Origin of the sequence: Cyanobacterium sp. uoEpiScrs1 (genome assembly GCF_947331815.1) — a bacterium.
In the GTDB taxonomy this organism is placed as follows: Bacteria; Cyanobacteriota; Cyanobacteriia; order Cyanobacteriales; family Microcystaceae; genus Rippkaea.
The window spans coordinates 1,413,329-1,425,566 of the sequence record NZ_OX373462.1 but is presented as its reverse complement, the minus strand read 5'-3'; the positions used below and the strand labels follow the sequence as shown (position 1 = coordinate 1,425,566).

Sequence of the window (12,238 nt, the reverse complement as noted above, 5' to 3'; positions counted from 1 at the left end):
TCTTTCCTCTAAGTAATTCAATAACCTGATATTATTATTTTCCCTAATTTACCTTATATTTTCTATGCCAATTTATTTATTGTGGGGTGAAGATGACTTTACAATCACCCAAACTGTTAAGAAAAAATTAAAAACTTTCCTTGATCCTAACTGGCTTCAATTTAATTACGATAAAATTTATGGAGATCAGCCTAATGCTATAGAAAAAGCCTTAAATCAATCAATGACCCCAGTTTTTGGCGTAGGGGGAAGGGTTGTCTTGGTTATAAACCCTATAATCTGTCAACAGTGTTCCGAAGAAATCTTTTCTCAACTACAAAAAACTTTACCTGTTATCCCTAAAAATTCTCACCTATTATTGACATCACGCAAAAAACCTGATGGTCGGCTAAAGTCTACAAAACTTTTAGAAAAATATGCTGAAATTCAAGAATTTTCTCTTATTGCTCCTTGGAAGACTGATGAATTAATTAACAAAGTTAAGCACATGTCTAAGGAAATTGGCGTTCAACTAACGTCTAAAGCGACAGAATTGTTAGTAGAGTCTATCGGTAATAACACACGAAAATTAAATTATGAACTAGAAAAATTACACATCTATAATCTCGATAAAACCATACCTTTAGATACAGAGGTTATTTCTTCTTTAGTCAATACTAGCCAACAGAATAGTCTACAATTAGCTTTAGCTATTCGTCAGGGAGATATAGAAAAATCTTTGCAGTTGATTACTGATTTAATGTCCCATAATGAACCTGCTTTAAAACTTGTAGCAACTTTAGTGGGACAATTTCGCACTTGGTCCATGGTTAAACTACAAATTGAATCTGGACAAAAAGATGACAAAGTAATTGCTAAAGCTTCTAATATTGCTAACCCTAAACGTCTTTACTTTTTGCGGAAAGAATTGCAGTTTTTTTCTGCGCAACAGCTTTTAGCCACTTTACCTATTTTATTAGAATTGGAATTTTCGTTAAAACGGGGAGGGCATATTTTAGCAAATTTAAAGACTAAAACCATTGAATTGTGTCAGATTTTTTCTAAGTAGGTTTTTACTCTAGATATTAATCTTATTTATAAATAAAATACTAAAATAGATACTAGATTTTAATAAACTATACTAGTGTAGTTTATATTTATTGCTAAGTAAATATTTGATAGAATAGCCTTAAAATTAAAATTTATTTTTAAATATTAGCTTATTAAAATTGATTTTATCTTTACATATGTGAACTTAAATATAGCATTGTTATATTAATTATTATTATAGAGATATATTTTTAATCGTGAGTTAAATTTGACGGGTCTTAGTGTCATACTTCTATAAGTAAAATTTATACACAAAATAATATCTAGTTATTTTTTTAAACCCTCTATTTTACTTAAAATAAGTTTACTTTATTGCTGTTTATCTCTATATAATCTGTTTTAATGATTATTAATACAAAAACTCAATATGAACAAAATAAAGAGTATATTACTATATTAGATATTAATTAAGTTATCTAAACATCAGTGTTTTAAGGTTTAATTTAACTTATATAAGTTACTGTATTTTTTGAGAATAAATTACAAAAAAAAAGATTTGTTTTAAAATAAATTAATTTTATTTGTCTTTTGGTAAAAACAATTATAATCACTTATTTTCAAGGAATATATCCGTGCAAAATGAATAATTTTTTAAATTTATTACTTGAATTTTGTATTAAGCTCTACAATTTTGTTGCAAAAATAACAAATAAAACTAGGTTGGTTTTAGATTTTAATTTATAAAATATGTTTCTCATCTTCTATACTTGTAATAATCCCTAAGACAACGCTACTAGAAACTTTTAATTCTCCCAAAATATTTTTAAGTAAATATCGCCCTTAATCTGTTCTATTACTGGGTAGGGAATCAAAAATCGACTTATATTATTGTCAATTAGAATGACCAAAATTTAGTATCTATTTAATAGATAATCAGGTACTTTTCACACAAATTATACTTGACTTAGAAAAGTTAAAGTAAAAATCAATACCTGATTTTAACTAAAATTCAATTAATTTAGTTGATTTTCTCAACTTAGATATAATTCTTTTATTCAACTAAAAGTATATATCTAAAAAACAATTAAAATATTTTTGTTCAAACAAAACACCCAATAATTATTGGGTGTTTTTATAAGTAAATATGTCCATTTGTTATTATCAAACCACTTCTTAACTCAGGTATAAAATAAATAATAATTCTTATGATAAATTTTATTCCCACAATTTTTTATAAAATCTAACATTAACTTATCAAAAATTCTCATCCCAATTTATATTAGTTGAAGTTTTAAATAGTCTTACAGTAACTCAATAAGTTATTTTGGTGAGTAAGGTTACATTTAAAAAAAATACTCAATTATCTAATTCTGATAGATTTAAGTGTTGTTTTTCGGTACAAATTGCCCTTAACTTACAATCCCAAGGCTCAACGAATAGTCTACTAACATAGGCAAAATCGAAAATAATTCCTATAGTAGGAATGTTTTTCCATTGAGGAGCACTTAAAAAACGATCATAGAATCCTCCTCCATACCCTAGACGATATCCCTCACTGTCACAAGCTACAGCAGGAACCAAGATTAAATCAACTTTAAAAGGATCTAATATTGGAGCATTTGGAGCAGGTTCTAAAATACCATAATCTCCTGTGTTTAAAGTGTCTCCAGGGGTCCAATGATGCCAAATTAAAGACTGACCAACACAACGAGGAAACCCCCAGCAGTGTCTCTCTGTAAAAAGAGAATTGAGAATAGGTTCTTGACGAAAAGCGAAATATGCCAGAATTATTTTCGCTTTCTGAAATAAAGATAAGGATTCTAATCTTTCACACAGACGACTGCTTTTTTCTAGCCATATTTTTTTATCTAAAGATTGACGTTGTTTTAATAGTTTTCGTCGTAACTTCTCTTTCTCAGAAAATATCATTTTGGTCCTAAGAATTACGTTGTACCCAGAAGGTAGTACTATATTTCCATAAATTTTAGAATATTCTCTACTCTAAATAAGTCTTTCAATCTTCTAATACGATAAAATAAACCATTATCCTCATCATATACTGAATATTTTGAGTTAATGTTATTGATCATCAGAGATAATTTCTCAGATATGATAAATCTTAAAGGAAAAATGTTACTAGTAAAATCTATAATCTAAACACCTCTAGTCATAATCATGACCAGTTAATTACAATCTTTATGTTTAACTAGTTATGATTATGGCTAAAGTTAAACTAAACTCTAAGCAGACTCTGGAGTTGGTAAAGAAGAGGGGTGAACTAATAGGTCAACTGTAGAACGGTTTTCGACCATTTCCTCAGTTATCGTACATCTTTTAACATCCTTACGAGAAGGCAATTCATACATGACCTCTAGCATCAATTCTTCTACAATTCCTCGTAATGCTCTTGCCCCTGTTTTGCGACGATGCGCTTCTTTAGCAATAGCCCGTACTGCCTCTTTATTAAACTCTAACTGAACATTGTCCATCTTTAAGAGTTTTTGATACTGCTTGACTAAAGCATTGCGGGGTTGAGTTAAAATAGCGATAAGAGCGTCTTCGTCAAGTGGATCTAATGCAGCCATTACTGGGATTCGCCCTACAAATTCAGGGATCATACCAAATTTTACTAAATCATCCGGTTCTGTTTGCTGCATTAAGTCGGCTGCTCTCTTGTCTTTGGCTTGACTACCTTCCCCAGGACGAATAAAGCCTATAGATTTTTTGCCACGTCGTTGTTCTATAACCTTATCCAGCCCAACAAACGCTCCACCACAGATAAAGAGAATATTGCTAGTGTCAATCTGAATACAGTCTTGATAAGGGTGTTTTCTTCCACCCTGGGGAGGGACATTGGCTACAGTACCTTCTAACATTTTAAGTAAGGCTTGTTGAACACCTTCCCCAGAAACATCACGAGTAATAGAAGTATTTTCACTCTTACGAGCAATTTTATCAATCTCATCTATGTAGATTATCCCCCTTTGGGCTTCTTCCACATCTAAGTCAGCAACCTGTAACAGTCGTAGTAAAATGTTTTCTACATCCTCTCCCACATAACCAGCTTCAGTCAAGGTAGTGGCATCGGCAACGGCAAAGGGAACCTGTAAAATTTGGGCTAGAGTTTGTGCTAAAAGGGTTTTACCTGAACCTGTTGGCCCCATTAATAAGATGTTCGATTTATGCAATTCAACAAAATCGTCTGGACTATCTTCTTCTGGGGACGGGCTAAGACTCAAACGCTTGTAGTGGTTATAAACTGCCACAGAGAGAACCTTTTTGGCTTCATCTTGTCCAATAACGTATTCATCGAGATAGTTCTTAATTTCTCTTGGCTTGGGAATCTGATTTAAAGAAAGACGTTCGCGACTTGAACGACGTTTAGGTTGGGACTCTTCGGCTCTTGCGGAACTAGCGGATACTGCCGTTGTCGGAGCATCCATTAATTCCTCATCTAAAATCTCATTGCATAGCTCAACACATTCATCGCAGATGTAGACTCCTGGACCGGCGATCAATTTTCGCACTTGTTCCTGGGATTTGCCGCAAAATGAACATTTTAGGTGGGAGTCGTATTTAGACATAAGCTCTTGAAGTTAGTTGAGTTAGGTAACGGGAATGGTGGATTCAGACAGATTTTGTCGAGAAATCACCTTGTCGATTAGACCGTATTCTTTTGCCTCTTGCGCCGACATAAAGAAATCTCGTTCTGTATCGGCTGCAATAGTATCGATGGGTTTACCAGTATGAGAAGCCAGCATTTCATTCAACCGCCGTTTAATATAGAGAATTTCTTTAGCTTGAATTTCAATTTCCACGGCTTGCCCTTGAGCCCCGCCTAAAGGTTGGTGAATCATCATGCGCGAACTAGGTAAGGACATTCGCTTACCAGGAGCGCCTCCACATAAGAGAAATGCTCCCATGCTAGCAGCTAAGCCAAAACAAATGGTCACTACATCGGGACGAATCTGCTGCATGGTGTCATAAATAGCTAAACCAGCATACACAGATCCTCCGGGGGAATTAATGTAAAGCTGAATATCTTTTTCTGGGTCTTCAGCATCAAGGAAAAGTAGTTGTGCGACGATTGAGTCTGCGACCTGATCGTCGACAGGGGTTCCTAAAAATACGATACGCTCTCGTAATAATCTTGAATAAATATCAAAGGCTCTTTCCCCTACTCCGGATTGTTCTATTACCATGGGAACAATATTTTGATTCATGGAATAGATTTCCGAAAGACGCTGGTTGATGATGGAATAGTCTAGTAATCGCGATTTACTCATAGCCTTTAATTAAACTATCAAGGGAAAGATTTTGAATAACGGCTCATTTTCTAAGAGGCTAGTCGTGCATCTCTTTTTAGTCTACCTGGACCAGAGCAGCAAATCGATGCCCTCTGTCAACATTATGCCTCAAGTGTAAAAAAAGTGAATAAGATGGTCCAATACTTGACCAAGGCATAATGCTGACAGAACTAAAGTGGAGTTTACCCTTCCACCTCAGCCTTCAACGGTTGTTCAGAGTCAACTGAAGATTGCCCCATTTCTTCTTCTTTTTTCTTTAAGGTTCCTGCAGGAACTAATTCTATAGCAGCTCGCTCTTGTAGCCAGTCGAGAGTTGCTTCTATTAGAAGTTCATCTGTGACCATCTGGTTTAATTTATCGAAATCTACCTCTCTATCTGAAAGTTGCCCTTTAATTTTGTCAACCTTTTCTTCAAGAACCGTCTGTTCAACTTCGATACTTTCAACTTTAGCCAATTCTCTGAGAATCAGAGATTGCTTTAGTCTTTCTATTGCTTCTGGACGAGCATTTTCCCGCAGTTTGGGAAGATTTTCCTGAGTAAATAGCTGACTAACCTCCATACCCATTTGTTCCATTTGCATTGCTGTTTGAGTCAAGACTTGGGTAACTTCGTCTTGAATCAGAGTCTCGGGAACGTCAGCTTTACTGATTGCCATTAACTGAGCTGTGATATCATCATTTATGTTTTTCTTAGTAGCTTCTCTGGCTTCTTGCATAAACTGTTTTTCTAAGGACTCTCTTAGTTCCTTTACTGTCTCAAAATCGCTGATTTCTCTGGCTAAATCGTCATTAAGTTCGAGAAGTTCTTTCTCTTTAAGTTCTTTGAGAGTAATAGTAAAAATAGAAGGTCGTCCGGCTAAATCTTCCCTGGGATAGTCTTCAGGAAACGTCACCTTAAGTTCTTTTGTTTCTTCTGGTTTCATGCCGACTATGCCTTCTACCATGCCTTCGATAAAACGTCCTTCAGCGAGATCTACACGAAAATCTTTTCCTTGTACCCCTGAAATTGCTTTACTATCAATTTCTTGACCCTCTTCCGGTACAAAACGTGCTGCATAATCAATGATAGCTACATCTCCCATCTGAGCAAGACGATCCTCAACAGGAACTAGGGCAGCTTGCTGTTCTTGTCGTTCTTTTAACCAATTCTCTACCTGTTTTGGATCATAAATAATTTCTTCAGCCTTCACATTTAGGGTTTTATAGTCTCCTAGTTCTACGCTGGGAGGAATATCTACAGCAGCGGAGAAAGTTAAAGACTGTTCTGGGCTAAATTTTTCCAGTAATTCTTCAAAATCAGAGCGTAACTGATAGTTACCTAATGATTCCAGTTCTTCCTGCTTAACGGCTTTTTTTACGCTTTCTTGAAGTAATTCTTCGAGAGTAGCGGCCTTGACATATTTGGTTCCTAAGCGTTGAAGTAAGATTTTACGGGGAACCTTTCCCTTGCGAAACCCAGGGATATTGGCAGTACGTGCCAAGCTGTTGACTTTTTTATCGTAGGCTTTCTTTAAGGTTTCAGCCGGAATTTCAATCTCTAAGCCAATTTGACTATCAGGGAGTTTTTCCTGAGTTACTTTCATCGACGTCCTATCTCAAACAATTACACTAAACTACAGTGATACAAGCCTAAATTAAAATTAATGCTCCAAGAGCAAGTAGCTCATGATATCCTAAAAACATTATCGATCATTGGTCCCTTGGTTTTTTGTCGGTTGACAGGATTAGGCCGGGATATGACCCTACCGGTAATAGTACATTGTCGCATCATTCTATTATGATAGGGTAAACTAGGTCATTTACAACATTCTTAGAGCGAATCGAGATAGGCCTTTCTGCTGGACTGAGCCGGCTAGTCTCAGTGTGTAGAGGCAATATAGAGATATTGTAAACACAATTAAAATATATTTTTTTCCGTGTAAATTACGATTGAGTGTTAATAATCCAATCCTTAATCAGTCAAAATTTTCTTAATTCTAGAGCAAAGAATTAATCAAAAGAATTAATCAACTGCAATTCATGATTCTTAACCGATTCACTAGGAGGTAGTATTAATTGTCTAAACCAGTTAGAGTAGCTATTCTGGGGGCAACAGGAGCCGTTGGCACCGAGTTGCTTGGCTTATTAGAACATCGTGAATTTCCTGTTGCCAGTCTTAAACTACTGGCGTCCGAGCGTTCTGTAGGAAATTCCTTAACTTTTAAAGGAGAAAGCTTGCTGGTCGAAGCAGTAACAGAAAACTCCTTTAGGGGGATCGATTTGGTATTAGCATCAGCGGGAGGATCTACTTCCAAAACCTGGGCAAAAAATATTGTAGAGTCGGGAGCGGTAATGGTAGATAACTCCAGCGCATTCCGAATGAAGTCAGAGGTTCCTCTAGTTATTCCTGAAATCAATCCTGAAACAACTAAGCACCACCAAGGAATTATTGCCAACCCTAACTGTACGACGATTCTAATGGGGCTTGCAATCTATCCTCTCCATCAAGTTAAACCTATTAAACGAATTGTTGTTTCTACCTATCAATCAGCAAGCGGTGCAGGGGCTAGAGCAATGGAAGAAGTGAAATTCCAATCTCAAGCTATTTTGAACGGTCAAACTCCTAAAACAAAAATACTTCCTTATCCCTTGGCCTTCAACTTGTTCCCTCACAATTCTCCTCTGAATTCCGAAGGATATTGTACGGAAGAGATGAAAATGGTCAATGAAACTCGTAAGATTTTCAATGAGCCAGATCTAAAAATAACAGCTACCTGTATACGGGTTCCCGTACTACGCGCCCACTCTGAAGCTGTTAACTTAGAGTTTTCTACTCGATTTTCCGTGACCGAAGCCAGGGAAATTGTAGCAAATTCCCCAGGACTTAAACTAGTTGAAGATTGGCGAGGAAATTACTTCCCTATGCCCATAGATGCTTCAGGGCGAGATGAAGTATTAGTAGGGAGAATTCGTCAGGATATTTCTCACCCCAATGGCTTAGAATTATGGCTCTGTGGGGATCAAATACGCAAAGGGGCAGCCCTCAACGCAGTGCAGATTGCAGAGTTGCTGATTTAAGGAAATAGCTAAAATTTTCTGCCTCAATGACTGTGTTTAGCCAATAACTAAAGGCTTTTACAATACGAACTAACCACTAACTTTGGAAGAGTAAAGAAAAGAATGAGTGATCACAGTTTTGGACGAGTAATCACCGCTATGGTTACTCCCTTCGATGAAAATGGTCAAGTTAATTACGCAGTAGCCGAGGAATTGGCTGATTATTTAGTAGAAAATGGGAGCGATAGCTTAGTTATTTGTGGCACAACGGGGGAATCTCCTACCCTAAGTTGGTCTGAAGAATACCAATTATTTCAGATAGTAAAAAAAACCGTCGGCAATCGAGGAAAAATTATTGCAGGCACAGGTTCTAATGCCACAGGAGAAGGAGTAGAAGCAACAAAAAAAGCCTCTAAATTGGGTTTGGATGGATCATTACAAGTGGTTCCATACTACAACAAACCTCCTCAAGAAGGATTGTATCAACACTTTAAAGAAATTGCGCAAAAGTCCCCTGATTTACCTATCATGTTGTATAACGTGCCAGGACGTACTGGTCAAAATCTTTTACCTAAAACAGTTGCTAAATTAGCAGAAATTGAAAATATTGTTGCTATTAAAGAAGCTAGTGGAAACTTAGAACAAGCTTGTCAAATTCGTCGTTTAACTCCCGAATCTTTTGCCATCTATGCAGGAGATGACTTTATGACCCTACCCTTGTTGACTGTTGGTGGAATAGGGGTAGTCAGTGTAGCTAGTCATATAGTAGGACAACAGATACAAGAAATGGTTCAAGCATTTTGGACTGGGAAAGCCACTGTTGCAAGAGACATTAACTTAAAGCTTTTTCCTTTATTTAAAGCACTATTTTGTACGACTAACCCTATTCCAATCAAAGCTGCACTTAATTTAAAAGGATGGAAAGTAGGAGGACTAAGACCCCCTCTAGTTGAATTATCTCCTGACTTAAAACAAGAATTAGAATCGGTTTTAGAACACCTATCTCTTGTTTAAGAATTAGGCTTTATTATGGAATAAATAGGCTAAGATCAATTGTAGTTAAATAAATGGCAATTGTAGGATTTACTTCAACTAATTCCAGGAAGAAAACTAGATAAATTTCTCTGAAAAATTATATTTTTTTTGGATAACTAACCCGTTAACAATCTAAGTAGCTAAAAAAAGGAGGCCAATGAGTCAAAAAACAACATATCCAACAAAACCAACTTTAAAAATTATTCCCCTAGGGGGATTACACGAAATAGGCAAGAATACTTGTATTTTTGAGTATGGGGATGAAATCTTGCTAATAGATGCGGGAATTGCTTTTCCGACTGATGGGATGCACGGGGTGAATATTGTTCTCCCTGATATGACCTATTTACGTGAAAACCGTACTAAAATTAGAGGAATGATCGCGACTCACGGTCATGAAGACCATATTGGAGGTATTCCTTACCATCTTAAACAATTTGATATTCCAATAATTTATGGTCCAAAACTAGCGATTGCCCTATTACGCGATAAGTTGGAAGAAGCTGGAGTCGGCAACCGTACAACTCTAAAAACGGCCGCACCGAGAGATATGGTACGAGTCAGTGATTCTTTTTTGGTGGAATTTATCCGTAACACTCATTCTATCACCGATAGCTTTACTGTGGCTATTCATACACCGTTAGGAGTGGTTATTCATACAGGAGATTTTAAAGTTGATTATACTCCTGTTGACGGACAGTACTTCGATCTACAAAGACTTGCTGAACATGGAGAAAAAGGCGTTTTATGTCTGTTGAGTGACTCTACTAACGCTGAAGTTCCAGGGATGACCCCTTCAGAAAGATCGGTTTATCCCAACCTTGATCGCATTATAAACCAAGCACCTGGACGGTTGTTGATCACGACTTTTGCTTCTTCAGTACATAGAGTCAATATTATTTTACAACTCGCTCAAAAGTACAAACGCAAAGTGGCAGTTGTGGGACGCTCAATGCTTAATGTTATCGCCCATGCGCGAGAATTAGGCTACATAAAATGTCCCGATGACATTTTTGTATCCCTAAAAGTAGTACGGAATCTGCCTGATGACAAAGTATTGATCCTAACCACAGGATCCCAAGGAGAGCCCTCAGCAGCATTAACTCGTATTTCTAAAGGACAACATCCCCACATTAGAATTCAAAAAGGGGATACAGTAATTTTTTCTGCTAATCCCATCCCAGGGAATACTATTGCAGTAGTGAATACTGTTGATCGCTTGATGATGCAGGGGGCCGAAGTTATTTATGGTCGTCATCAAGGTATTCATGTATCAGGTCATGGTTGTCAAGAAGAACATAAGTTAATGCTGGCTTTAACTCGTCCTAAATTTTTTATTCCAGTTCATGGGGAACATAGAATGTTGCTCAAACATGCCCAGACAGCTCATAGTATGGGTATTCCTACAGAAAACATGGTAATTATAAAAAATGGAGATATTGTTGAGGTTTCTAAGGATAATATCGATGTTATTGGTAAAGTTCCTTCTGGAATTGAGTTAGTGGATCAAGCTGGTGTAGTGCATGATCATATTATGCATGATCGTCAACAGCTAGCCGAGGAAGGGGTAGTTACAGTGGCTACTGCTATTAATTGGCAGGGGAAACTGATCGCAAAACCGGAAGTACATCTGCGGGGTGTGGTGACAAAGGTCGAAAGATCACTATTGGAACAGTTGATTATTCGTGCTATTGAGCGGACTTTAACTGAACGCTGGGGAGAGTTTTCCAAAAATAATAGTCGTAGTGGGATTGAGGTTGATTGGAAATCTTTCCAAGAGGAAATTGAAACCATGTTACAACGGCTAGTCAGACGCGAATTACGAACTCAACCGATGGTGGTATTTCTACTTCAAACGCCTGAAGAGTCCGAATCTGGGGAACGTCCAGTAACGAAAATCTATCGTCGTCGTCGTTCAACTGCGTCTGCAATATCTTAAACGTTTATTATTGACTACAGAGAATTTTAAATCTGACAGATTAGCCTATAGAGGCATAAAAAATTGTGCCTCTTTTCTTTTTTTCTGGTTGACTTAGATACAGTCAGAATTAGTCTTAGGATAGACAACTGTGATATATAATTGGTCAAAATAGTCCTAATATTTATCCACTTTACTAGGATATGATAGTCTAATCTTGTCTTAAAAGTTTGTTCAATGGCTGATTTAATTCAGATTGTTTGTAGTATATTTCTGCCTCCTCTTGGAGTTTTTTTACAAGTTAGGCTTAGTAATGATTTTTGGATTAATTTGTTGTTAACAATTTTGGGGTTCTATATTCTTGGAATTATCCATGCTGTTTGGGTGATTGCAAAAAAGTAATTATCTTTTAAAACTTAAATCATTCAACAAACAACTCTTAGTGTTTGAAGCAAAAGTATAAGAGGTATCTTGTAGATACCTCTATATTAGATGGCTGCATATTAGTTACTGATTTTGTATTTGGTTTCAAAACTAAAAAATATATTCTTTTCGTATAACATTTTCGTTCTCTAAAACTAGCCCAAGGGAACTAATATAGATAGATAACTTACAGCGTAAATGTTAAAGTATTAATACTACAAATAGTTATTTAGTTAATTGAGTTGTATTAATTTAATCGGACTTGGCAACAAAATAAATGCAAAAAATTACAACTTAAATATTAGTAAATCAATACACATTACAGACTAGTCAAAAACTTTTAACCATCAGGCTAGTTAAAAGTTTTTGACTAGTCTGTAATTCGATCATCCGCTGAATATTGAAAATATTCCTAGTTAATATCTTAACAACATATTCTCCTGTTTCCTACAATAGAAACTGATCTAAATTTGTATTAATAATCTTATCT

At 36.1% G+C, this 12,238-nt stretch carries 10 protein-coding genes; 6 read left to right on the top strand and 4 right to left on the bottom strand.

Annotation, left to right across the window (positions count from 1 at the left end; translation table 11 throughout):
* Window positions 1-64 precede the first annotated feature (64 nt).
* The gene (gene holA / locus OXU93_RS05015; protein WP_267382925.1) at window positions 65-1,048 is read left to right on the top strand and encodes a DNA polymerase III subunit delta; all 984 of its coding nucleotides are present in this window, start codon (window positions 65-67) and stop codon (window positions 1,046-1,048) included.
* 1,337 nt (window positions 1,049-2,385) lie between these two features.
* On the opposite strand, the gene OXU93_RS05010 is transcribed toward holA, so the two are convergent.
* From OXU93_RS05010 to tig, 4 genes are all read right to left on the bottom strand, one after another.
* Entirely contained in the window at window positions 2,386-2,958 is a 573-nt protein-coding gene (locus OXU93_RS05010; RefSeq protein WP_267382922.1) for a 5-formyltetrahydrofolate cyclo-ligase, read from the bottom strand.
* A 311-nt stretch (window positions 2,959-3,269) separates the two neighbouring features.
* Window positions 3,270-4,613, bottom strand: a complete 1,344-nt coding sequence (gene clpX, locus OXU93_RS05005; protein ID WP_267382920.1) for an ATP-dependent protease ATP-binding subunit ClpX — start codon at window positions 4,611-4,613, stop codon at window positions 3,270-3,272.
* 21 nt (window positions 4,614-4,634) lie between these two features.
* Window positions 4,635-5,315, bottom strand: a complete 681-nt coding sequence (clpP, locus tag OXU93_RS05000; RefSeq protein ID WP_267382918.1) for an ATP-dependent Clp endopeptidase proteolytic subunit ClpP — start codon at window positions 5,313-5,315, stop codon at window positions 4,635-4,637.
* A gap of 203 nt (window positions 5,316-5,518) precedes the next feature.
* Complete coding sequence (gene tig / locus OXU93_RS04995) at window positions 5,519-6,919, bottom strand: trigger factor (RefSeq protein WP_267382915.1); 1,401 nt, start codon at window positions 6,917-6,919, stop codon at window positions 5,519-5,521.
* A gap of 60 nt (window positions 6,920-6,979) precedes the next feature.
* Between tig and OXU93_RS04990 the strand changes: the two genes are divergently transcribed.
* The 5 genes from OXU93_RS04990 (at window position 6,980) to OXU93_RS04970 (ending at window position 11,727) form a co-directional block, all read left to right on the top strand.
* A complete protein-coding gene (locus tag OXU93_RS04990) occupies window positions 6,980-7,117 on the top strand; it encodes a hypothetical protein (protein ID WP_267382913.1) in 138 nt (45 codons plus the stop codon).
* Window positions 7,118-7,391: 274 nt separating this feature from the next.
* Window positions 7,392-8,393, top strand: a complete 1,002-nt coding sequence (locus OXU93_RS04985) for an aspartate-semialdehyde dehydrogenase (protein ID WP_267382911.1) — start codon at window positions 7,392-7,394, stop codon at window positions 8,391-8,393.
* 102 nt (window positions 8,394-8,495) lie between these two features.
* A complete protein-coding gene (gene dapA / locus OXU93_RS04980) occupies window positions 8,496-9,386 on the top strand; it encodes a 4-hydroxy-tetrahydrodipicolinate synthase (protein WP_267382909.1) in 891 nt (296 codons plus the stop codon).
* A gap of 178 nt (window positions 9,387-9,564) precedes the next feature.
* A complete protein-coding gene (locus OXU93_RS04975; protein WP_267382907.1) occupies window positions 9,565-11,346 on the top strand; it encodes a ribonuclease J in 1,782 nt (593 codons plus the stop codon).
* 216 nt (window positions 11,347-11,562) lie between these two features.
* Entirely contained in the window at window positions 11,563-11,727 is a 165-nt protein-coding gene (locus OXU93_RS04970; protein ID WP_267382905.1) for a YqaE/Pmp3 family membrane protein, read from the top strand.
* The last annotated feature ends 511 nt before the right edge of the window (window positions 11,728-12,238 follow it).